Source organism: Burkholderia sp. AU17457 (assembly GCF_002223255.1).
Classification (GTDB): domain Bacteria; phylum Pseudomonadota; class Gammaproteobacteria; order Burkholderiales; family Burkholderiaceae; genus Burkholderia; species Burkholderia sola.
This window is the reverse complement of record NZ_NKFB01000003.1, coordinates 676,294-698,281: the sequence shown is the minus strand read 5'-3', so window position 1 is coordinate 698,281 and position 21,988 is coordinate 676,294. Positions and strand designations below refer to the sequence as shown.

Genomic DNA, 21,988 nt, shown 5'->3' with positions numbered 1-21,988 from the left:
GCGCGGCGGGCAGGCGTCATCGCAAAAATGAATGGGCCGCGGGACGATGCGGCCCGCACGATTGCACATCGATCAGACGAGCGCGGCCAGCGTGTCGCGCGTCGTATCGACGACGAGCAGGCCCGCACGCAAACCCGGCTTCACGGTCGGGTTCGGAAACACGATGCGTTCCTCGTCGTGCTTCACCGTATAGCGGTAGTCGCCGTCCTGCGCGAGCACGGTGCCACGCGGGAACGCGGTGAAGTTCGCGACGTCGGCCGCGACGAACAGCTCGAGCGCGTCGCTCTGCTTCGTGATCTGGTCGATCACGGTGAACACGCGCGGCAGCGACGGATGGTCGCCCCACGGATGGCCGTCCCGCGGATGGCCGCCCCACGGATGGCCGCCCCGCCCACCCGACACGAGCTTGCGCACCGCGCGGTCGGCCGGCGCGAAGCGCGTCAGGTCGTTCTGGCCGAACGGCCGCACCTTGCCGAGTTCCAGCGTGCACGCGAGCGCGCCACAATGCTCGGCCGTGAAATGCGAATACGTGTTGCCCTTCGCCGTGTGCAGAAGCACGGCCGCGATGCGTGCATCGCCGAGCCATTCGACCATCGCGCGCGTCGGCGGCGTGCCCGTATGCGGCAGCAGCGCGAATTGCTCGAACACCGATGCGCGAATCGCCGTGTGCATGTCGATGTGCCAGCGCGCGCCGCCCGCCGGCGCGACCGCGAAGAAGGCGGCGGCCGCCGCTTCGAGCTGCGCGGCGCGCGGCGCTTCGCGGCTCGCGGCCACTTGCGCGTGACGGCCGCTGAACAGGCGGTTCAGGTCGTCGTCGAAATAGCGTTCGCCCGCGCGCATCGCCGGCACGTTGCCGAGCACGACGAGCAGCCGGCACGCGAGCGCCAGCGCGCCCGACGCGAGATCGCGCACGAGCAGCGACAGCAGCTCGATCGGCGCGGTCTCGTCGCCATGCACGCCGGCCGACACGAGCACGCTCGCGCGCGTCGCGGCGTCGGCGGCTGCCGGTTCGAACGCGAGCAGCCCGTCACCGAGCCATTGCCAGCGCACCGCGCCGCCCGCGCACGCGCCGTCCTGTTCGGCCGGCGCGCCACCCGCGAGCGTGAACGCGAGGAAATCGTCGAGCAACGCGTTCGCCGACATGCCGTGCTCAGCGCTGGAAGTCATACAGCGAACCGACGCGCAGGATCTGCGTGAGCTCGTCGAGCGCCGTGCGCGACTCGTCGAGCAGCGCCGGATCGGCGAGGTCTTCCGGGGCGAGGCGATCGCGATAGTGCTTGTCGATCCACGCGTCGAGCGACGCGAACAGCGTGTCGTTGATCCACACGTTCGACGTGACGGCCGCGCGCTCGGCTTCGGTCAGCACGACGCGCAGGCGCAGGCACGCGGGGCCGCCGCCGTTCTTCATGCTTTCGCGCAGGTCGAACACGAGCACGTCGTGAATCGGGCCGTTGCCGGCAGCGAGCTGGTCGAGATAGGCGGCGACCCGCTCGTTCTCGCGGCATTCCTGCGGCACGACGAGCACCTGCGAGCCGTCCGCGCGCGACAGCAGCTGGCTGTTGAACAGATACGACGTGACCGCGTCGTTCACGCTCACCGCTGCGTCGGGCACCTCGATCACGTTCAGGCGCGCACCGCGTGCGTCGAGCGCGGCGGTCAGCGTGTCGTAGATCGCCTGCTTGTTGACGAACGCGCGTTCGTGCGTGAACAGCGTGTCGCGGTTGCCGACCGAGATCACGTCGTTGTGAAACACCCCCGCGTCGATCACGTCCGGATCCTGCTGTGCGTAGACCGTCGCTTCTTCGGCGAGCCCGTGGCGATGCGCGACCGCGCGGCTCGCCTCGAAGGTCTGGCGCGCCGGGAAGCGCTTCGGCTCGGGGCCGCGGCGGTATTCGGCGCGGCCGTACACGAAGAATTCGATGCCCGGCTTGCCGTATTCGGCGCAGAAGCGCGTGTGGTTCGCCGCGCCTTCGTCACCGAGCGCCGGCGTGCCCGTCAGTGCTTCGTGCACCGCGAAGTGCGCGGGGTCCGCGAACAGCGTGGACAGCGTACGGCGCGTCGCTTCGTGCTCGATCGCGCGATGCAGCTTGCTGCACAGATTCGCCGGCGTGAAGTGCACGCGGCCGTCGCTCGTGTCGGCAGACGGGCTGACGGTGGCCGCGTTCGCGGTCCACATTGCCGATGCCGAGCTCGCCGCGGCGAGCAGTTCAGGCGCCTGCTTCGCGGCCTTCGCGATCACGTCCGCGTCCTTGCCGGAGAAACCGAGCTCGCGCAACAGGCGCAGCGACGGCCGCTCCTGCGGCGGCAGCACGCCTTGCGCGAAACCGAGGTCCGCGAGCTGCTTCATCTTGCGCAGCCCCTGCTTCGCGGCCGCCTTCGGGTTCGCGGCCGACTTCTCGTTGTTCAGCGACGCCACGTTACCGAACGACAGCCCGGCGTAGTTGTGGGTCGGGCCGACGAGCCCGTCGAAATTGGCTTCTTGTGCGTTCATCGTCGCTCCCTCGATCAGAAATGCAGGCCCGGCGACAGGCTCGCGGGCAAAGTCAGTTGCGTGCTTTCGACCGACGCCATCGGGTACGCGCAATAGTCGGCCGCGTAGTACGCGCTCGGCCGATGGTTGCCCGAGCGGCCCGTGCCGCCGAACGGCGCGGCTGACGACGCGCCGTTGGTCGGCCGGTTCCAGTTGACGATCCCGGCGCGGATCGTGCGGCGGAAGTGCTCCCACGCGTTCGCGTCGTCGGCCAGCAGGCCGGCGGACAGGCCGAACGCGGTATCGTTCGCGCGCTCGATCGCATCGTCGAACGTCGCGTAGCGGACGATCTGCGCGAGCGGGCCGAAATGCTCTTCGTCGGGCAGGTTCGCGACGCCCGTCACGTCGATGATCGACGCGTTCACGAAGCCCAGGCGCGGATCGCGCTGCGTCATCGCGACGATCGGCTTCGCGCCCTGCTCGACCAGGCGCGCCTGCGCATCCACCAGCTTCGCGGCCGCGCGCGCCGAGATCACCGCGCCCATGAACGGCTGCGGATCGGCGTCGAACACGTCCGCCGTGATCTTCGACGTGACGTCCGCGAAGCGCGCGAGGAAGCGGTCGCCGAACGCGCCCTGCGGTACGAAGATGCGGCGTGCGCACGTGCAGCGCTGGCCGGCCGACAGGAACGCCGACTGGATCGTGTGATGCACGGCCGCGTCGAGGTCCTCGACTTCGCCGATCACGAGCGGATTGTTGCCGCCCATCTCGAGCGCGAGCACGATTTCCGGACGGCCGCCGAACTGCTTGTGCAGCAGCGTGCCGGTATCCGAGCTGCCGGTGAAGAACAGCCCGTCGATCTGCCGGTGATTCGCGAGCGCGATGCCGGTGTCCTTCTCGCCCTGCACGAGGTTCAGCACGCCGGCCGGCAACCCGGCTTCGTGCCACACCTCGACCGTCGCGCGCGCGACGCCCGGTGCGAGCTCCGACGGCTTGAACACCACGGTGTTGCCGGCGATCAGCGCCGGCACGATATGACCGTTCGGCAAATGGCCGGGGAAGTTGTACGGGCCGAACACCGCGACGACGCCGTGCGGGCGGTGACGCAGCACCGCGACGCCGTCGGCCATGTCCTGGCGCTTCTCGCCGGTGCGTTCCTGGTACGCCTGGATCGAGATGCCGACCTTCGCGGCCATCGCCGCGACTTCGGTGCGCGCTTCCCACAGCGGCTTGCCCGTCTCGCGGCCGATCGCGGTCGCGATCGCTTCCTTGCGTTCGGTGAGCAGCGTCGCGAAGCGCTTGACGATCTCGCAGCGCGCTTCGAAGGCGAGCGCCGACCAGCCGGCGAATGCGCGCCGTGCGCTCGCGACCGCGCGGTCGACGTCCGCCGCCGATGCGCTGCCGCCCTGCCATGCGATTTCGTCGGTGCCCGGGTTGCGCGACGCGAAGACGGGGCCCGAGCCTGCGACCCAGGCGCCGTCGATGAAGAGTTCCGTCATGATTCGTTTATCCCTGTTTGACTTTGAGCGGCAGCACGCGGACCGGATCGCCGGCCTTCACGTCGAGCGCGGCGGCATCGTCGGCCGACAGCACGAACGCGCCGTTCGCGACCACGCCCGGCGCGACGCCGACGCGGAAATCCTCGAGCGACGTGTTCGACACGAGCGACCTGGGGGCGTCATCCCGTGCATCGGGCGCGCCGATCGCGACCGGCACGACGACGCTCTCGCGTACCGTGCGCAGGTCGTTGACGTGGCATTCGAGTACCGGGCCCGCGTCGAAGATGTCGACGTGATTCTGGTAGCGCAGCCCTTCCGCTTCGAGCATCTTGCGGGCCGGCAGCGTGTCGCGATGCGTGAGGCCGACCGCGTCCTGCGCGTCCTGCGGCAGCAGGTCGACGTACACCGGGTAGCGCGGCATCAGTTCCGCGAGGAACGACTTGCGGCCGTGCGAGCTCAGGTAATCGGCCGCGTTGAAATCGATCTGGTAGAAGTGCGAACCGACCGCGCGCCAGAACGGCGACGTGCCGTCCTCGTCGAAGTGGCCGCGCAGTTCCGCGCAGATGCGTTCCGGAAAGCGGTCGCGGAACTGCGCGATGAACATGAAGCGCGAGCGCGACAGCAGGCCGCCGACGCCGCCCGTGCGATAGCGCGGGCTCAGGAACAGCGAGCACACTTCCGCGTAGCCCGTCAGGTCGTGCGAGATGTTCAGCGCGTGCATGCGCGTCCACACGCCGAGCTCCTGGCTCGCATGCACGACCGTGCTCACGCGATAGTTGTAGAACGGCTGTTCGAGGCCGACCTGCGTCTCGATGCCGCACACGCCCGCGATATCGCGCGTCTTCGAATCTTCCATCACGAAGAAGTAGCCGGCTTCGCCGGGCGCCGCGAGGCCTTCGAGCGTGCGGCGCGAGCGTTCGATGCGCGCGGCGAGCGCGTCGCGGTCGGGCTTGAACGTGGTCAGGCCCGGCCCGGTTTCCTGCGCGAGCGACACGAGCGCGTCGACGTCGCCCGTTTGTACGACCCGAACGACGATCATGCTGCGTCTCCCTTCAAATCCTCATCGTCGCGGCGATGCAGCGGCACGCAGCGCACGACATCGCCTTCCTTCACGTCGAGCGCCGCGCGCACGTCGCCGGCCAGCGGCGCGTGGGTGCCGTGCGCGTTGGCCGTGTCGCCCGGCAGGTCGGCCAGCACGCAGCGGAACGATTCGCCGCAGCCCGTCGACACCATGTACGCGACGTCGCCCTGCTGGTGCGCGGCCTCGCGCACGACGCGCTCCGACGCCTGCTTCACGCACGCGGTGCGGTCGACCTGTGCGGTCAGCACCGGACCCGCGTCGAAGATGTCGACGAAGCGGTCGGGCTCGAAGCCTTCCTCGAGATGGATGTCGTACGCGAGCAGTGCCGTTTCGTTCGGCTCGCCGAGCACGCGCTGCGCGGCTTCCGGCAACAGCGGCACGTAGAGCGGATAGGCCGGCATCACTTCCGCGATGAACGTGCGGCTGCGGCCGCCCGATGCGATGTCGACGTCGGTGAAGTCGCGTCCGAAGAACTTGCGGCCCACCGCTTCCCAGAACGGCGACGCGCCGTTGCCGTCGCTCACGCCGAGCAGCAGCGTGAACACTTCCGGCGTGAAGCGGCGACGGTTCGCGGCGATGTACATCATCCGGGCGCGCGAGATCAGGTGCGCGGCCGCGTCGCCGCGCAGCGACGGATCGACGTAGAAGCCCGCGAGCCGGCTCTTGCCGGTCAGCTCGTGCGACATCGTGAGCGCGTGGATCTTGCGGTTCACGTGCAGCTCGCGCGACGCGTGGATCAGCGCGTCGTTGCGGAACGCGTAGAACGGTTCCGAGTAGCCGGCCGCGGCCACGATGCTCGCCGTGCCGAGCAGCTTGCCGGTTGTCGAATCCTCGAGCACGAAGAGGTAGAACTCCTCGCCGGCGAAGTCGACGTCCGCGCGAAACGAATCCTCGGAGAGCGCCACACGCGCTTCGAGCGCCGCGCGGTCGTGCGGCAGCGAGTGCAGGACCGGCTGCGCGGTGCGCGCCATCTGCGCGAGCGCATCGAGATCCGTGAGTTTGCCGGGGCGAACAAATAGCATCGTCGTTCCTGTCTGCGATGGGGGCGCCGATCAGCGCGCGGTGGCTTCCTGTGCGGCGAGCACTTGTTCGACCGCCTTCTCGAAGCGCTTCACGCCTTCGTCGAGCAGGTCGAACGGGATCACCAGCGACGGAACGAAGCGCAGCACGTTCGGACCGGCGATCAGCATGATCAGGCCGTTCTCGGCGGCGGCCGTGACGAAGTCCTTCGCGCGGCCGTCGAATGCGGCGGTGAGTTCGGCGCCGACCAGCAGGCCCTTGCCGCGCACGTCCTTGAAGATGCCGAAGCGTGCGTTGATGCGTTCGAGCGCGCCCTTCAGGCGCACGCTGCGTTCGCGCACGCCTTCGAGCAGCGCCGGGTCGCCGATCAGTTCGACGACCTTGTCCGCGATCGCCGATGCGAGCGGGTTGCCGCCGTACGTCGTGCCGTGCACGCCGACCTTGAAGTGCGCGGCCAGTTCGTTCGTCGTCAGCATCGCGCCGATCGGGAAGCCGTTGCCGAGCGCTTTAGCGGTCGTGAGGATGTCCGGCGTGACGCCCGTGTCCATGTATGCGTAGAACTGGCCGGTGCGACCCACGCCCGTTTGCACTTCGTCGAAAATCAGCAGTGCGTCGTTGGCGTCGCACGCTTCGCGCAGTGCCTTCAGGAACGCCGGATCGGCCGGGATCACGCCGCCCTCGCCTTGCACCGGCTCGACGATCACGGCGCAGGTTTTCGGGCCGATTGCGGCCTTCGCGGCTTCGATGTCGTTGAACGGCAGGTGCTTGATGCCTTCCGGCACCGGGCCGAAGCCTTCCGAGTATTTCGGCTGGCCGCCGACGCTGACCGTGAAGAACGTGCGGCCGTGAAACGACTGCACGAACGACACGATTTCGACTTTATCGGCGCCGTGGCGGTCGAACGCGACGCGGCGCGCGAGCTTCAGGGCGGCTTCGTTCGCTTCCGCGCCCGAGTTCGCGAAGAATGCGCGGTCGGCGAAGGTCAGCGATTCGAGGCGCTTCGCGAGGCGCAGCACCGGCTCGTTCGTGTAGCCGTTGCCGATGTGCCAGAGCTTGCGGCCTTGTTCGTCGAGCACCTTCAGCAGTTCCGGGTGCCCGTGGCCCAGCGACGTGACCGCGATGCCGCACGCGAAATCGATGTACTCGCGGCCGGCCGTGTCCCATACGCGGGAGCCCTCTGCACGGTCCGGCACGAACGGCGCGGGAGAGAATACCGGCACCATCACTTCGTCGAATGTCTGGCGGGTCACGGTCGAGGTCGTCATGGTCGTTCCTTTCGGTTTCGTAAGAGGGTTCAACAGGATCAAGTTTAGGGAAGGGTGACGCAAGCGTCTTGCGGAATTGCGACGGGTTCTATCGGAAGGTTTGGGTTTTGCCCCTTTCGGGCGGCCGGGGTGGCTACGCCGTGTCGGTATTTTGGGGCTTTTTCTCGCTTGTCTGGGGTCCGCCCGCGTTTGGCGTGAAGCACCTAAGATCGTGTCGGTCTATTAGCGTCGCCCCTGCGCGGGGCAGCGGTCACTTTTCTTTGTCTTGCCAAAGAAAAGTAACCAAAAGAAAGGCGCTCGGATATCGCATGACTTACCGGTGCCATCGCCAGCGGAGTGGTCCGCACAAAAGTGTCCGCGCCGGCCAGGAATCCGGAGTGGTTCGAGCAATGGTTCTGACACCACTCGCTACCCCACGGAGCGGTATACCACCCGCTAGCTCCGTCCTCGCTTCGCTCGGCCGACAGGTCCATCCCAACCAATCGCGCCATCGCCGCCCCTCCCGTGGAACTTGATGTGCCTTCAATAAACGGAATTCGCTGCTTTGCCCGCGAGAAAAATGCGGGGCGCAAACACATCGTCGTCGCGAAAGGCGAATCGGTCACACAAATGGGGGGAGCAAAAAGTGCCTGGCAGGCCACATCTCATGCAGAAAGCCAGAACGCGAGCCCTTGAAGTACCTTGCAGCCGAGCGTAGCGAGGATGGAGCTAGCGGACGGTATACCGCTCCGTGGGGTAGTGAGTGGTGTCAGAACCATTGCTCGAACCACTCCGGATTCCTGGCTGGCGCGGACACTTTTGTGCGGGCCACTCTGTTGGCGATGGCACCGGTAAGTCATGCGATATCCGAGCGCCTTTCTTTTGGTTACTTTTCTTTGGCAAGACAAAGAAAAGTGACCGCTGCCCCGCGCAGGGGCGACGCTAATAGACCGACACGATCGCAGGTGCTTCACACCAAACGCGGGCGGACCGCCAAACAAACCAAGTCCAACCCACCCTCAATCTTTCCCGCGCTCGACGAGCGCCCCCCCTCGAGGTTCACTGCCGCCGCCTGTCTGCTTTTCGAGCCACGCTCGCCGATCCTCCCGAGGCGTGACCCCAAACCTTTCGCGGTAGGCGTTAGAGAAGTGCGCGGCAGAAGAGAACCCACAGGCGAGAGAAACCTGAACGACGGACTTACTGGTCCGCTGCAACTGCGTCCTTGCCTTGAGCAATCGAAGATTGAGGTAATACTTGGAGGGCATCGCCCCGAGATACTGCCGAAAGAGCCTTTCGAGCTGCCTCCGGGAAACGCCGACGAGCCCGGCGATCTCATCGGTAGTGAGCGGATCCTCGACATTGGCCTCCATCAAAAGCAACGCATCATTGAGCCGAGGATGCCGCTCCCCCGGCGCAGTCACGAACGGAATCCTCTGCCGCTCCTCGCCACTGCGCAGCACCCCGACTCCGAGCGCATCGCCAATCCGCTCCGCGAGATCCACCCCATGTTCCCGGCCAATCATGGCCAGCATGAAATCGACGGTCGCCTGCCCACCGGCACAGGTCGCCCGATCGCGATCGATCTCGAAGATCTGCTGCGTGACGATCGACCGCTCGAACTGCTCGGCGAACTGCTGATACGTCTCCCAGTTCACGCTCACGCGATACCCGGAAAGCTGCCCGGCCATCGCGAGCCACCACACGCCGTGATGAATCCCGGTCACCACCGGCGTGCGCTGCCCGACCCGCGCGAGACTCGCGAGAAACAACCGGTAATCGGCAAACTGCTGAAACCGCTCCGACACGACGATCAGCCAGTCGCACGCGATCGCATCGTTGAACGCCGCATCGGCATGCCACTGCGCGCCGCCGGCGAGCGGCACCGGCCGCCCGTCCCATGAACATACCCGCCAGCGGTACAACAGCCGCCCGTCGATTTCGTTCGCGAGATTCAGCGCATCGACGATCGGACCCACGCCCGACATCGACACGGGCGGCAATGCAACGATCGCCACCTGCGTCGTGCGGGTGGCGCCTGCGGGACGAGACACCGGTACCACGTTGAAACCCGGCCTGTCGCGTTACTTGAGGCTGCCCGACAGGAACTGCTTGAGCCGCTCGCTCTGCGGGCGCACCAGCACCTCCTTCGGATCGCCCTCTTCCTCGGTCCGCCCCTGATGCAGGAACATCACATGATTCGACACGTTGCGCGCGAAACCCATCTCGTGCGTGACGACGATCATCGTGCGGCCTTCCTCGGCCAGCTTCTGCATCACCTTCAGCACTTCGCCCACCAGTTCCGGATCGAGCGCGGAGGTCGGCTCGTCGAACAGCATCACGTCCGGATGCATCGCAAGCGCCCGCGCGATCGCCACCCGCTGCTGCTGCCCGCCCGACAGATGCGACGGATACTGCTTCTCGACGCGCGGCGGCAGACCGACCTTCTCCAGGTACTCGCGCGCACGCTCCTCGGCTTCCTTCTTCGAAATGCCGAGCACGTGCACGGGTGCTTCCATCACGTTCTCGAGCACGTTCATGTGCGCCCACAGGTTGAAGTGCTGGAACACCATCGCGAGCTTCGTGCGGATGCGCTGCAGCTGCTTGTGATCGGCGACTTCGAGCGCGCCGGCACGGTCGGTCTTCGTGCGCACGGCCTCGCCGTCGACGACGATCTGCCCCGCATTCGGCCGCTCGAGGAAATTGATGCAGCGCAAGAACGTGCTCTTGCCCGAACCGCTCGCGCCGATGATGCTGATGACGTCGCCGGCCTTCGCGTTCAACGACACGCCCTTGAGCACCTCGTTGTCGCCATAGCGCTTGTGGATGTCGACCGCGGCAAGCTTGACGGAAGCGGACGCGCTCGTTTGAGTGATCTCGGCCAACTGGCTCTCCTCGAAGTAATTCAATGACGGGCGGCCGCGAGATACGCGAGCCAGTGGCGCTCCGCGCGGCGAAACGCCGCGACGAGTGCGAACGATACCGCAAGATAGATCAGCGCGGCGATCCCGAACGACTGGAACGCCATGTAGGTCGCGGAATTGGCGTCGCGCGCGACCTTCAGGATGTCCGGCACGGTCGCCGTGAACGCGACGGTCGTCGCGTGCAGCATCAGGATCACCTCGTTGCTGTACAGCGGCAGCGCCCGGCGCAGCGCCGACGGCAGGATCACGCGGCGGTACATCGTGAACGGCGACATCCCGTACGCCCGCGCCGCCTCGACCTCGCCGTGCGGGATCGCGCGAATCGCGCCGGCGAAGATCTCGGTGGTGTACGCGCAGGTGTTCAGCGCGAACGCGAGGATCGCGCAGTTGAAACCGCTGCGGAAGAACGCGTCGAGCAGCGAGTGCGAGCGCACGAACTCGAGGCTGTACATGCCCGTGTACATCAGCAGCAGCTGCACGTAGAGCGGCGTGCCGCGGAACACGTACGTGTAGAACCGCACGGGCATCGACACCCACTTGTTCCTCGACACGCGCGCGACCGCAAGCGGCACCGCGCATACGAAGCCGAGCGAAATCGACGCGACGAGCAGCCACAGCGTCACCGCGAGGCCGGACAGGCGCTGGCCGTCCCAGAAAAGGAACGCCTTGCCGAATTCCTGGAGGATCTCGATCATAGTTCTGCGTGCCGCACGCCCATGGAATAACGCTTCTCGAGCTGGATCAGCACGAGGTTGGAGACGGTCGTGATCGCGAGATAGATCAGCGCCGCGACGAGGATGAAGAAGAACATGTTGAACGTGCTCTTGCCGGCGTCCTGCGCGGCCTTCACGACGTCCGCGAGACCGATGATCGACACCAGCGCGGTCGCCTTCACGAGCACCTGCCAGTTGTTGCCGATGCCCGGCAGCGCAAAGCGCATCATCTGCGGAAACATGATCCGCACGAACACGCGCGCGCCGCTCATCCCGTAAGCCGAACCGGCTTCGAGCTGGCCGCGCGGCACCGACAGGAACGCGCCGCGAAACGTCTCGGTGAAGTACGCGCCGTAGATGAAGCCGAGCGTCAGCACGCCGGCCACGAACGGATCGATGTCGATCTGGTTCCAGCCGACGAGGTCGGTGAACTGGTTCAGCCAGATCTGGATGCTGTAGAACAGCAGCAGCATCAGCACAAGATCGGGCACCGAGCGGATCAGCGTCGTATAACCGGTCGCGATCGCTCGCAGCACCCGGTTGTGCGACAGCTTCGCCACCGCGCCGATCAGCCCCAGCGCCACCGCAGTGGCGAGCGACAGCACCGACAGCTCGATGGTCTGCACGGTGCCGGCCCAGAGGACGGGACCAAAGCCGTAAAGGAACACGCGCGTCTCCAGAGTTGAATGAATGCCGACGCGTAGGCCTGTCCCGCGCCGGGCTGACGCGGATAGTCGCAAGCGAAATTATTTGCCTCAAATCACCGTGCGCGCGATTGCTGCGGCGCAACAATTCGTCCCACCATTTCCGCGCACGGCCTACGCTGCTGTTTCAAAAGGAAAAAACCCGCTTCCTGACAGTCCGATGACACGCCGGGAAGCGGGCTTTTTGCAATTTTCCGGTCGCTTTTTCGATATAGCGCCGGACTGGCCGTCAGGCCGAATAGGCAGGTCCGGACCCACGCCACACAATCGCTCGCTCATGCCCGCGACGCGATGCGCGCCGGCCCGATGCCAGCCGCGGCGCCTTCCAATTTTTGCATCTACAAAAACCCCTTGCCATCTCATGTTTTCGCATCCACAATTAGTCGAAATTCCGTTCGTTTTCGACGATGCCAAGGATCTGTCAAACCGACTGAAACACGGCATTTCGCTGCGAATGGCCGAATTCGCCGAATGGGAAGCAGCGCGCGCGTGGCCGGATGTCCGTCGGAATTACGGTGAGACGCGCTGGATCTGTCTGGTGCCGATCGGCGCGCGCCTTCACACGGCGATCGTCGTTCCGCGCGGCCGCGCGCTGCGTGTCGTCAGCCTGCGAAAAGCCAACAACCGAGAGATGAGTCGATATGAAGAAGGTGGTTAAATTCATACGCAACACGCCCGAGGAAGAAGCGGCGATCGCCCGCGGCATCGCCGCCGATCCGGACGCCCATGAACTCCGCGACGAAGAAATCGACGCGATGGAGCCCTTCGTCGAGGTCGTCGCGAAGAAATTCGGGCGTCCGAAGCTCGAGCACCCGAAGGAACAGGTCAGCATCCGCTACGACGCGGACATCCTCGCCGCGTTTCGGGCAGACGGCCCCGGCTGGCAGACGCGCATGAACGACGCGCTGCGCGACTGGCTGAAGAAGCGCCGCGCGTGAACGTCACCGCCCTTTCAGGATGTCGGAGCGCGAAGTCGTATAGACGAGCCCGTCCGGGCCGAAATGGACGTTGAAGAACGCGTCGGTGTTGACGCCGTCCTCGAGCCAGCGCCAGCTCCAGACCGTCTCGGGCTTCAGCGGATACTGCGCGATGTCGCCGGGCTTGCCGAGCAGGCGCCGCACCTCGTCCTCGTCCATCCCCGGGCGCACTTTCGCGAAATTCTCGGCGGTCAGCACCTGCGTCGCGCCCGTGTAGCGCCCGTTCGCATCGAGATCGACGAACCAGGTCTGGTTGCCCATCGGGCCGCGCGGATATTCGAGACGTTTCGAGCCATCGGTGAACGTGCGCTCGGTCTCGGGTTTGCCCATCGTGCCGCGCACGTCGGCCTCGGTCGATTCGCCGACCTTCAGCCCCTTCAGCAGCAGCGGCGCGGGCTTGATCGCGTTGAAGAAGTCCCTGATACGTTGCACGTCGAGATGGCCTTGGTCGTCGCAACCGGTCAGCGCCAGCGCGGCGGTCAGCATCGTCACGGAAAGCAGCCGGAAACGGAAAATCATCGGAAGAATGGCGCGTGGAGAAAACACGCGGCAAGGATACCCGCGCGACGCCAAAAGCGCGAGACGGGCCGCTCGGCCCGTCGGATGTTCAATGCGTCGTTTCGGTTTCGGCGCGGGTTTCGGGCGCCCGGTTCGCCGGCGGCGCCGGGCGCGGCCCACCCGGCGGCGCACCCAGACGGCCACGCGTGCGCACCAGCTCGGCAAGCTGCCACGAGCCGAGCGCGAGGCAGCCGAACAGCACCTCGCGGCCGCGCTTGACCACCGCGAGCGACAGCGCCGTCTCGCGGTCGACGCCGAACATCTGCGCGAGCAGCACGACGGTCGCCTCCTGCACGCCCAGCCCGCCCGGCACCATGAACGCCGCATGCCGGACGGCCTGCGTCATCGCCTCGATCGCGATCGCGCCGCCGATCGACACCGGGTGGCCGAGCAGTGCGAGCGCCCAGTAGATCTCGAGCGCGCCGAGCACGTAGCCGGCCAGTTGCCAGACGAACGCGCTGAACAGCAGGCCCGTGCGCGACATCAGCGAATCGATGTCGGCGTCGAGCCGGCGGCCGTCGACGCCCTGCAGCAGCCGGTGCGAATCGCCGAGCAGGCGGCCCGCGAAACGCTCGATCGCGTGGAAGATGCCGCCGCGCCGCATCAGCACCACACCCAGCACCGGCAACGGCAGCGTCAGCAGCAGCGCGAGCCCGATCGTGCCGCCGCCCATGTTGTCGGTCGTCGCGAGCAGCAGCACGAGGCCGAGCGCCGCGAACGCATACTGGACGACGATCGTCACGAGCACCTCGACGATCACCGATGCGGTCACACGGCTCGCGTCGGGCACCTGCCAGCGCGCGAGCCGGATGCCGACGATCTCGCCGCCGATCCCGACCACGGGCAGCAACCGGTTCACGGCCTCGCGCACGGTCGCGATCCACCACAGGAACGGCAGCGACGCGCGCCGGTCGAGCAACTGGTGCCACGCGTATGCATCGAGCAGCAGCGGCAGCGCGTGGAACGGCACGAGCCACAGCAGCGCGTAGCCGGCGCGCGCGAGCATCTGCGACACGTCGCCGACGCCTTCATGCAGCCCCAGCGCGAGCAGGATGCCGATGCCGATCGGCCAGCCGAGCCACTTGATCCACTTGCTCATGACGGCTGCGCTCCCGGTGCGCGCGATGCGTGCGCGCCGCGCCGTGCCGCGGGCCCGCCGAACACGTCGGCAAAGCCGCCGGTCGCGACGCCCGCTGCCTTCACCGCGGCCGCGACGCGCGGCGACAACAGCGCATCCAGTTCGTCGGCCGGACGGTAATCGGCCATCGTCGGCGTGATCGGACCGTCGCCGGCTTCGGCCGGATGGCAGTAGATCTCGCCGACGCCCGGCGGCAGCTTCGCGAGCGCGTCGAGCAGCACGGCCTCGTCCATCGCGCCCGTATGCTCGATGCCGACCACGTAGTCGTTGTGCGCGAGCCCCGCGCGGTCGAGCCGCGCGCGCACGAGCGCGGTCCACGGCTTGAGCAGCGCCGGCGCGCGCGTTTCGTACGGCAGCCGCACCGCGCGCAGCCCGTAGTCGCGGCCGATCTCGACGATCATCGACAGCACGGTCGGATGCAGATGGAAATGCTTGTGCGCGTTCACGTGATCGAGCGGCAGGCCGCTCGCCGCGAACGCATCGAACTGCGCACGGATCTCGCGGCGCAGTTGCGCGCGCACGTGCGGCAGGAAGAAGAAGCGACAGCCGTCCCTCGCCATCGCGTCGCCGAATCGCCCGTCGGGGCCGACGAGCGCGGGAATCTCATGCGCGGGCAGCGTGGCCGGCCCGTCCGCGAGCACCAGATGCAGGCCGACCGCGAGCGACGGCAGCCGCCGCGCGCGCTCGATCGCATCCTGCGCGGCGGCCGCGCCGACCATCAAGCTGGCGGCGTTCAGCACGCCGTCACGATGCGCGCGCTCGACCGCCGCGTTGACGCGCGGGTGGAGCCCGAAGTCGTCCGCGGTGAAGATCAGCGCCCGCGCCGCCCGCTGCGTCGCCACGAATCAGGCCTCGTGCGCGCGCAGGAAGCGGAAGAACTCGACGCCTTCGCGCAGGCGACGCTTCATCATGTCCCAGCTCGTCAGCATCTCGCGCACGATCTCCCAGATCTTCGACGGACGGAAGTAGAACTGGCGATAGAACTGCTCGAGATGGTGATAGATCTCGTCGCGCGACAGGTGCGGATAGCCGATCGCCGCGAGCTGCACGCCTTCCTTGCTGACGAGATTGATGGTCTTGTTCTCTTCCATCCAGCCGTTTTCGACGGCCTGCTTGTAGAGCGTCGTGCCCGGATACGGCGCGGCGAGCGAGACCTGGATCGTGTGCGGGTTGATTTCCTTCGCGTACTCGATCGTCTTCTTGATGGTCTCCTGCGTCTCGCCCGGCAGGCCGAGGATGAAGGTGCCGTGGATCTTGATGCCGAGCTTCTTGCAGTCGGCGCTGAAGCGGCGCGCGAAATCGGTGCGCACGCCCTTCTTGATGTTCACGAGGATCTGGTCGTCGCCTGATTCGAAGCCGACCAGCAGCAGGCGCAGGCCGTTTTCCTTCATGATCTTCAGCGACTTGTACGGCACGTTGGCCTTCGCGTTGCACGACCACGTCATGCCGAGCTTGCCCAGGCCGATGGCGATGGCTTCGGCGCGCGGCAGATCGTCGGTGAAGGTGTCGTCGTCGAACATCAGTTCCTTCACTTCCGGCATGTTGTCGCGGATCCACTTTGCTTCCGCGAGCACGTTCTCGACCGAGCGCGTGCGGTAGCGATGGCCGCTGACCGTCTGCGGCCACAGGCAGAACGTGCAGCGCGACTTGCAGCCGCGGCCCGTATAGATCGACACGTACGGGTAGTTCAGGTAGCCGATGAAGTAGTTGTCGATCTTCAGGTCGCGCTTGTAGACCGGCGCGACGAACGGCAGCTCGTCCATGTTCTCGAGGATCGGACGCGCTTCGTTGTGCTCGATCGAGCCGTCCTTCGCGCGCCAGCTCAAGCCCTTGATCTCGGGGAACGGCTTGCCTTCGGCGAGTTCCTTGCAGGTGTAGTCGAATTCCTCGCGACACACGAAGTCGATCGCGTCGCTCGCCGTGAGCGAGTTGTGCGGATCGACCATCACCTTCGCGCCGACCATGCCGACCAGCATCGACGGCTTCATCTTCTTCAGATCCTGCGCGAACATCGCGTCGGTCGGGAACGACGGCGTGCTCGTGTGGATGATCACGAGGTCGTAGTCGTTGGCGATCTTCAGCGTTTCCTCGACCGACAGCCCGTCGGCCGGCGCATCGACGACGCGGCTGCCCGGCACGAGCGCGGCCGGCTGCGCGAGCCAGGTCGGATACCAGAAGGAACGGATTTCGCGCTTGGCCTGATAGCGCGAGCCGGCTCCGCCGTCGAAGCCGTCATACGAAGGGGCCTGCAAGAACAGCGTTTTCATGAATGCTCCGGTAGCCTGCATAGTTCGTTTCGTTACAACGATTCAGTCAAAAAACCGCGGGCCGCCCTGCCGGCGCCCGCCTCTCTGTCATGTCGCGCCGCGCGGCTTCGCCGTGCGACGCGTCTCGGCCCGCGGGCCGGGTTCGATCGACGGCGCTAGCGGCCGTCCACTGCTTCCACGGCCGCCGTCGCGCGTTCGCCGCCGACGACCGTCATCCTGGCGCCGCGCCACACGACGTGCGTGCCGAACGCGGCCGCGAGCCACTCGAGCGCGAGCAGCGTGTCGCGCACCGCGACGAGCGGCAGGTCGCGCCAGAATGCGCGCCAGCCGTCCTCGCCGCGCGCATGCAGCACGAGCCGCCCGAATGCGCCGAGCGCGGCCGCCCCGCCCGCCAGCGTGCCGGCGAAGGTGCCGTCCAGACGCAATGCCAGCACCGCGCCGATCGCGAGCCACGGCACGGTAAACGTAATGAACAGGAACGCGAAGCCGGCCGGGTTCAGCGAACGGATCGTGCGCAGCCAGCGCGTCTCGCGGTGCCACAGCGGCCCGAACGACGGTTCGGTCACGTCGGTCGCGACCTCGACCTCCGACAGCACGGTGCGCCGCCCGAGGCGGCGCGGCAGCTCGGCCAGCCAGAAATCGTCGGCCAGCTCGTCCTTCAGCGCGAGGAGACCGCCGATCCGGTCGAGCGTGTCGCGCGTGAGCGCGAGCGTCGCGCCAAAGCCGAAGCGGCTCGAGCGGCCGAGGTGGGTGATCCGCACCGATGGCGCGAACCATGCGTCGACGAATTGCGCGCCGATCCGCGTCCAGAAGCCGCCGACGCTGCGCGCATGATACAGGCACGTGACGACCCCGACCGACGGGTCCGCGAGCGGCGCCGTCACGCGCTCCAGATAGTCGGGCTGCACCGCGATGTCGCTGTCCGCGATCACGATGCGACCGAATTTCGCGCGCTCGGCGAGATTGATCAGGTTGCTGACCTTCAGGTTCTTGCCATGCACGCGCGCGTCGATCACGAGCGTGATGTCGCAATCCGGGTGATCGGCGCGCAGCCGCTCGACGACGGCCGCGGCCGGATCGGCCGACGATGCGACGCCGAACAGCACCTCGTAGCGCGGATGGCGCTGCGCGCAGAAGGTCGCGAGGTTTTCATACAGATGCGGCTCCGCGCCGCACAGCGGCTTCAACACGCTGACCGGCTCGAAGCCGTCGCGCACCGCCGTGCGCGGCGTGCGCGGCCGCGGCGCGAAGGCCGCGACGAGCGCATAGCCGGCCGCGGCCAGCGTGAACACGATCAGGACCCAGTCGAGCAGCGTGGCGGTGGGCGTCATGCGCGATGCCTCCCGGCGACCTGGGCGCCATGGCACACGCCTGAGCGTGATTGAGCGTGATGCGGTGTTCCGACAACGACGAACGCGGGCACGACCCGACTCCTTGTTCCTGCAGCGTCTGTAATGGGGGAGGCGCGACCCGTGGTTCGGGTTCGGCCATGCCCGGCTTCGCGTGGCGTATCCCCGCGCAGCGCCCGGACGGCATGCGGGAAGACTCGAATGGCTCCATCGGCACAAGATGGGCAGGCGGCGGATTTTAGCAGTCTGCGCCCCCCCGCGCTCGGTGCTACGCGAAACGGACTAGTGCAATTCCGGCAAAGCTGAGCGGTCGACGAGCCTGATCGGCCCGGCCACGTTCACATTAGCGTAAGCACTTTGCAGGCGTATTGCAGTCTTTAAAATCAAACGTTTCGTGCAAATTTGTATGTCGATGCGGTTTCATTTCCAATCGCCGTAAAGTTTGGTAATTAATCGGCGATTAGGTTGATTTTCGCAACGATCGTCGCAAGCAACCCTGCACCCCTGTAAGGCGCATGGGTATCCGCGCGCCGCCAGCACGTTCCGGAACCCTTTGGCAAAATCCTTGGCGTCTGTTGCGTCAGCGCATCACCACGCCACCCCGTTTCGAAGGTCTTCCGATGACACCGTTTTCCGTACTCGATCTCGCGCCCATTCCGGCCGGCGCCGACGCCTCGCAGGCGTTCCGCAACACCGTCGATCTCGCGCAGCACGCGGAGCGCTGGGGCTACCGGCGTTACTGGCTGGCCGAGCATCACAACATGCCGGGGATCGCGAGTGCGGCCACCGCCGTCGTGATCGGCCACGTCGCGGGCGCCACGCGGACGATCCGGGTCGGCTCGGGCGGCATCATGCTGCCGAACCATGCGCCGCTCGTGATCGCCGAGCAGTTCGGCACGCTCGCGTCGCTGTATCCGGGGCGCATCGACCTTGGCCTCGGCCGCGCGCCCGGCACCGACCAGACCACGTCGCGCGCGCTGCGCCGCGACCTGATCGGCAGCGCGGACTCGTTCCCGGACGACGTCGCCGAGCTGCAGCGCTACTTCGCGGAGCCGGTGCCCGGCCAGCGCGTGCGCGCGGTGCCCGGCGCGGGGCTCGACGTGCCGGTGTGGCTGCTCGGTTCGAGCCTGTTCAGCGCGCAGCTCGCGGCGATGCTCGGGCTGCCGTTCGCGTTCGCGTCGCACTTCGCGCCCGACTATTTGATGCGCGCGCTCGAGATCTATCGCGCGCAGTACCGGCCGTCGGCCGCCTGGCCGAAGCCGCATGCGATGGTCGGCGTCAACGTGTTCGCAGCCGAGACCGACGACGAGGCGCGGCGCCTGTTCACGTCGCTGCAGCAGCAGTTCATCAACCTGCGGCGCGGCACGCCGGGCAAGCTGCCGCCGCCCGTCGACGCGCTCGAGGCGAACGAACTCGAACTCGCGACCGTCGCGCATTCGCTGTCGTTCGCGGCGGTCGGCTCGCGCGACACGGTCCGCGACAAGCTGCGCGACCGTATCGCGCAGACGGGCGCCGACGAGCTGATCATCACCGCGCAGATCTACGATCATGCCGCGCGGCTGCGCTCGTTCGAACTGGCCGCGCAGATCCGCGACGAACTCGCGAGCGAGGCAAGCTGACGGCGCGACCGCGCACGGCCGGCCGCCTGCGCCGCCTCACTGCGGGCGCACGGCGTCCAGCCCGTCGAGCAGCGCCTTGTGGAACGCGTCCGGGTCCTGGATCTGCGGCGCGTGGCCGAGCGCCGGAAATTCGACGAGCTGCGCGCCGGGAATCGCGGCCTGCGTGCGCTTCGCGAGCTCCGGATAGCGGCCGAGCTTCGCGTGCACGTCGGGCGGCGCGACGTCCTTGCCGATCGCGGTCGTGTCCTTGTCGCCGATCATCAGCAGCGTCGGCACGCGAATCGCGCCGAATTCGTAGACCACCGGCTGCGTGAGGATCATGTCGTAGATCAGCGCGGAGTTCCACGCGACCGCGTCGCGGCCGGCGCCGCGATACATGCCGGCGAGCATCTGCACCCAGCGCTCGTACGACGGCGACCACTTGCCCGCGTAGTAGGTCGCCTGCTCGTAGCGGCGGATGCCGTCGGCGTTGGTCTTCAGCTCGCGCGCATACCAGTAGTCGACCGACAGCGGCGGCACGCCGAGCGCCTTCCAGTCCTCGAGGCCGATCGGGTTCACGAGCACGAGCTGGTCGGTCGCCTTCGGATACATCAGCGCGTAGCGGATCGCGAGCATCCCGCCCGTCGAGTGGCCGATGAGCGTCGCCGACTTCACGCCGACCGATTCGAGCAGCGCGTGCGTGTTGCGCGCGAGTTGCTGGAAGCTGTACTGGTAGCGCTCGGGCTTCGACGACTTGCAGAAGCCGATCTGGTCCGGCGCGATCACGCGATAGCCGGCGCGGCTCAGCACGCCGATCGTGTCCTCCCAGGTTGCCGCGCAGAAGTTCTTGCCGTGCAGCAGCACGACGGTGCGGCCGTTCGGATGCGCGGGCTGCACGTCGAGGTACGCCATCTCGAGGGTTTCGCGCTGCGACACGAACGCATATTCGTGCACGGGCGCCGGATACGCGAACCCTTCCAGGCGCGGGCCGTACGCGGGCCCGTCGTTGGCGGCGGGCGTCGCGGCGACGGTCGCAACGGGCAGCGCGCACGCGGCGGCGGCGCTCGCGCAGCGCACGGCGGCGCGGGCGACAGACAGGATCTTGCAAATCGAAAGCATGGCGATCACGGTGATGGGGGATGCGCGCGGGCAGCCGGGTTGCAGCGGAGCTGTCTCGCGCCTCGCGATTCTACGCGGTCGCGTGACGACGGCGCGCAACACTCCGGGGCCGCGCGACTTCCGCGCGTACGACGAACTCGGGTATCGTGTGACGTGACCCTGAAACGCGTGCAGGCGAATTCCCATGAAAAACGTCCTCAGCATTCAGTCGCACGTCATCTACGGCCATGCCGGCAACAGCGCGGCCGTGTTCCCGATGCAGCGCCTCGGCGTCAACGTCTGGCCGCTCAACACCGTCCAGTTGTCGAATCACATGCAGTACGGCCACTGGGCCGGCAGCGCGATCGACGCCGCGAAGATGGAACAGCTCGTCGACGGCATCGCCGCCATCGGCGCGCTCAAGCGTTGCGACGCGGTGCTGTCCGGCTTCCTCGGCTCGCCGCCGCAGGCGCGTGCCGCGGTCGAGATCGTGCGCTCGGTGAAGGCGATGAATCCGAATGCGTGGTACTTCTGCGATCCGGCGATGGGCCAGACGGGCGGCGTCCGGCCCGAGCCCGGCGTCGAGGAATTCATCGTCCAGGAAGTGCCCGCGCTCGCGGACGGCATGTCGCCGAACCACACCGAACTGCAGAAGCTCGCCGGGCGACGCATCGAGACCGTCGCGGAAGCCGTCGACGCGTGCCGCGCGCTGATCCGCCGCGGCCCGAAGATCATCCTCGTCAAGCACCTGCACGACCGCAACAGCCCGGCCGACCGCTTCAACATGCTCGCCGTCACCGAAACCGAAGCGTGGATCGGCCAGCGGCCGCTGTATGCGTTTCCGCGCCATCCGGTCGGCGTCGGCGACCTGACCAGCGCGATCTTCGTCGCATGCCGGTTGCGCGGCGACTCGGTGCGCGCCGCGTTCGAACACACGCTCGCCGCCGTGCACGCGGTCGTGAAGGCCACCTACGACGCGCGCCGCTACGAGCTCGAACTCGTCGCCGCGCAGGACGAAATCGCGCGGCCGAGCGAATGGTTCGGCGCGTGGGTGACCGACGCCTGACGGTGCGCATCGCCCTCCTCGCCGCGGCCGTCGTCTGCCGCCCTCTGCCGCCCCGCGCTGCCTCCCGCTGCTCCGTCGCTCCTCGCCGCCCCTGCCGTTCTCCGCTCCTCCGGGGTGCCGCGCGCCGCCCGTCTTGCCCGTTGCCGCCGCCCTTCGGCCCGTGCGGCGGCGCACCGCCGGCTGCAACCCGAGCCACGCGTGCAAACGTTTCCGGACTTCACATGAATGACACCGATTCCTCGCTATGCTCGCGGCGGCACGCACCGACGCAGCCGCATCCTGCGA

At 67.3% G+C, this 21,988-nt stretch carries 20 protein-coding genes; 4 read left to right on the top strand and 16 right to left on the bottom strand.

Annotated features, from left to right (window positions below):
- Positions 1–72: 72 nt before the first annotated feature.
- The 10 genes from astE to CFB49_RS05740 form a co-directional block, all read right to left on the bottom strand.
- Positions 73–1,143, bottom strand: a complete 1,071-nt coding sequence (gene astE / locus CFB49_RS05790) for a succinylglutamate desuccinylase (RefSeq protein ID WP_179234895.1) — start codon at positions 1,141–1,143, stop codon at positions 73–75.
- Between the two features lie 7 nt (positions 1,144–1,150).
- Positions 1,151–2,491, bottom strand: coding sequence for an N-succinylarginine dihydrolase (astB, locus tag CFB49_RS05785; RefSeq protein ID WP_089490868.1), 1,341 nt, complete (start codon positions 2,489–2,491; stop codon positions 1,151–1,153).
- A gap of 14 nt (positions 2,492–2,505) precedes the next feature.
- Positions 2,506–3,969, bottom strand: a complete 1,464-nt coding sequence (gene astD, locus CFB49_RS05780; protein WP_089490867.1) for a succinylglutamate-semialdehyde dehydrogenase — start codon at positions 3,967–3,969, stop codon at positions 2,506–2,508.
- Between the two features lie 7 nt (positions 3,970–3,976).
- A complete protein-coding gene (astA, locus tag CFB49_RS05775; RefSeq protein ID WP_089490866.1) occupies positions 3,977–5,008 on the bottom strand; it encodes an arginine N-succinyltransferase in 1,032 nt (343 codons plus the stop codon).
- Positions 5,005–6,072: an arginine/ornithine succinyltransferase subunit alpha gene (aruF, locus tag CFB49_RS05770; RefSeq protein WP_089490865.1), complete on the bottom strand. Its 1,068-nt coding sequence runs from the start codon at positions 6,070–6,072 to the stop codon at positions 5,005–5,007. The genes astA and aruF overlap by 4 nt, the downstream gene beginning before the upstream one ends.
- Before the next feature lie 30 nt (positions 6,073–6,102).
- Entirely contained in the window at positions 6,103–7,335 is a 1,233-nt protein-coding gene (locus CFB49_RS05765; protein ID WP_089434757.1) for an aspartate aminotransferase family protein, read from the bottom strand.
- 998 nt (positions 7,336–8,333) lie between these two features.
- Entirely contained in the window at positions 8,334–9,374 is a 1,041-nt protein-coding gene (locus CFB49_RS05755; protein WP_069620512.1) for a GlxA family transcriptional regulator, read from the bottom strand.
- A 21-nt stretch (positions 9,375–9,395) separates the two neighbouring features.
- A complete protein-coding gene (locus CFB49_RS05750) occupies positions 9,396–10,196 on the bottom strand; it encodes an ABC transporter ATP-binding protein (RefSeq protein ID WP_006488736.1) in 801 nt (266 codons plus the stop codon).
- 20 nt (positions 10,197–10,216) lie between these two features.
- Complete coding sequence (locus tag CFB49_RS05745) at positions 10,217–10,930, bottom strand: ABC transporter permease (RefSeq protein WP_006476443.1); 714 nt, start codon at positions 10,928–10,930, stop codon at positions 10,217–10,219.
- Positions 10,927–11,616 (bottom strand): ABC transporter permease, encoded by a 690-nt coding sequence (locus CFB49_RS05740; protein ID WP_011544981.1) that lies wholly within the window; start codon positions 11,614–11,616, stop codon positions 10,927–10,929. The genes CFB49_RS05745 and CFB49_RS05740 overlap by 4 nt, the downstream gene beginning before the upstream one ends.
- Before the next feature lie 82 nt (positions 11,617–11,698).
- Between CFB49_RS05740 and CFB49_RS36685 the strand changes: the two genes are divergently transcribed.
- On the top strand, positions 11,699–12,310 hold the full coding sequence (locus CFB49_RS36685; RefSeq protein WP_249190255.1) for a BrnT family toxin: 612 nt from the start codon (positions 11,699–11,701) through the stop codon (positions 12,308–12,310).
- On the top strand, positions 12,294–12,590 hold the full coding sequence (locus CFB49_RS05730; protein ID WP_089490864.1) for a BrnA antitoxin family protein: 297 nt from the start codon (positions 12,294–12,296) through the stop codon (positions 12,588–12,590). Before CFB49_RS36685 ends, CFB49_RS05730 begins: the two co-directional genes overlap by 17 nt.
- Before the next feature lie 3 nt (positions 12,591–12,593).
- Here the strand turns inward: CFB49_RS05730 and CFB49_RS05725 are convergent, their stop codons facing one another.
- The 5 genes from CFB49_RS05725 to hpnI all read right to left on the bottom strand — a co-directional run bounded on the left by CFB49_RS05725 (position 12,594) and on the right by hpnI (position 17,923).
- Positions 12,594–13,148: a hypothetical protein gene (locus CFB49_RS05725; RefSeq protein WP_069620516.1), complete on the bottom strand. Its 555-nt coding sequence runs from the start codon at positions 13,146–13,148 to the stop codon at positions 12,594–12,596.
- An 88-nt stretch (positions 13,149–13,236) separates the two neighbouring features.
- Complete coding sequence (locus CFB49_RS05720; protein ID WP_069620517.1) at positions 13,237–14,286, bottom strand: lysylphosphatidylglycerol synthase domain-containing protein; 1,050 nt, start codon at positions 14,284–14,286, stop codon at positions 13,237–13,239.
- On the bottom strand, positions 14,283–15,167 hold the full coding sequence (gene hpnK, locus CFB49_RS05715; protein ID WP_089490863.1) for a hopanoid biosynthesis-associated protein HpnK: 885 nt from the start codon (positions 15,165–15,167) through the stop codon (positions 14,283–14,285). The genes CFB49_RS05720 and hpnK overlap by 4 nt, the downstream gene beginning before the upstream one ends.
- A 3-nt stretch (positions 15,168–15,170) precedes the next feature.
- On the bottom strand, positions 15,171–16,613 hold the full coding sequence (hpnJ, locus tag CFB49_RS05710; RefSeq protein WP_371090916.1) for a hopanoid biosynthesis associated radical SAM protein HpnJ: 1,443 nt from the start codon (positions 16,611–16,613) through the stop codon (positions 15,171–15,173).
- A 134-nt stretch (positions 16,614–16,747) separates the two neighbouring features.
- Positions 16,748–17,923 carry a bacteriohopanetetrol glucosamine biosynthesis glycosyltransferase HpnI gene (gene hpnI, locus CFB49_RS05705; RefSeq protein ID WP_089490862.1) on the bottom strand — a complete coding sequence of 392 codons (1,176 nt, stop codon included), beginning with the start codon at positions 17,921–17,923 and terminating at the stop codon, positions 16,748–16,750.
- A 638-nt stretch (positions 17,924–18,561) separates the two neighbouring features.
- Here hpnI and CFB49_RS05700 point away from each other — a divergent pair.
- On the top strand, positions 18,562–19,560 hold the full coding sequence (locus CFB49_RS05700) for an LLM class flavin-dependent oxidoreductase (protein ID WP_069620521.1): 999 nt from the start codon (positions 18,562–18,564) through the stop codon (positions 19,558–19,560).
- 36 nt (positions 19,561–19,596) lie between these two features.
- Here the strand turns inward: CFB49_RS05700 and CFB49_RS05695 are convergent, their stop codons facing one another.
- On the bottom strand, positions 19,597–20,658 hold the full coding sequence (locus tag CFB49_RS05695) for an alpha/beta fold hydrolase (RefSeq protein ID WP_089490861.1): 1,062 nt from the start codon (positions 20,656–20,658) through the stop codon (positions 19,597–19,599).
- A 184-nt stretch (positions 20,659–20,842) separates the two neighbouring features.
- Between CFB49_RS05695 and pdxY the strand changes: the two genes are divergently transcribed.
- On the top strand, positions 20,843–21,703 hold the full coding sequence (pdxY, locus tag CFB49_RS05690) for a pyridoxal kinase PdxY (protein WP_050011428.1): 861 nt from the start codon (positions 20,843–20,845) through the stop codon (positions 21,701–21,703).
- Positions 21,704–21,988 lie beyond the last annotated feature (285 nt).

Coding starts and splice junctions, on each gene's coding strand:
- astE (WP_179234895.1), bottom strand. CDS start 1,143: ATGTCGGCGAACGCGTTGCTCGACGATTTCCTCGCGTTCACGCTCGCG.
- astB (WP_089490868.1), bottom strand. CDS start 2,491: ATGAACGCACAAGAAGCCAATTTCGACGGGCTCGTCGGCCCGACCCAC.
- astD (WP_089490867.1), bottom strand. CDS start 3,969: ATGACGGAACTCTTCATCGACGGCGCCTGGGTCGCAGGCTCGGGCCCC.
- astA (WP_089490866.1), bottom strand. CDS start 5,008: ATGATCGTCGTTCGGGTCGTACAAACGGGCGACGTCGACGCGCTCGTG.
- aruF (WP_089490865.1), bottom strand. CDS start 6,072: ATGCTATTTGTTCGCCCCGGCAAACTCACGGATCTCGATGCGCTCGCG.
- CFB49_RS05765 (WP_089434757.1), bottom strand. CDS start 7,335: ATGACGACCTCGACCGTGACCCGCCAGACATTCGACGAAGTGATGGTG.
- CFB49_RS05745 (WP_006476443.1), bottom strand. CDS start 10,930: ATGATCGAGATCCTCCAGGAATTCGGCAAGGCGTTCCTTTTCTGGGAC.
- CFB49_RS05730 (WP_089490864.1), top strand. CDS start 12,294: ATGAAGAAGGTGGTTAAATTCATACGCAACACGCCCGAGGAAGAAGCG.
- CFB49_RS05725 (WP_069620516.1), bottom strand. CDS start 13,148: ATGATTTTCCGTTTCCGGCTGCTTTCCGTGACGATGCTGACCGCCGCG.
- CFB49_RS05720 (WP_069620517.1), bottom strand. CDS start 14,286: ATGAGCAAGTGGATCAAGTGGCTCGGCTGGCCGATCGGCATCGGCATC.
- hpnJ (WP_371090916.1), bottom strand. CDS start 16,613: ATGCAGGCTACCGGAGCATTCATGAAAACGCTGTTCTTGCAGGCCCCT.
- hpnI (WP_089490862.1), bottom strand. CDS start 17,923: ATGACGCCCACCGCCACGCTGCTCGACTGGGTCCTGATCGTGTTCACG.
- CFB49_RS05700 (WP_069620521.1), top strand. CDS start 18,562: ATGACACCGTTTTCCGTACTCGATCTCGCGCCCATTCCGGCCGGCGCC.
- CFB49_RS05695 (WP_089490861.1), bottom strand. CDS start 20,658: ATGCTTTCGATTTGCAAGATCCTGTCTGTCGCCCGCGCCGCCGTGCGC.
- pdxY (WP_050011428.1), top strand. CDS start 20,843: ATGAAAAACGTCCTCAGCATTCAGTCGCACGTCATCTACGGCCATGCC.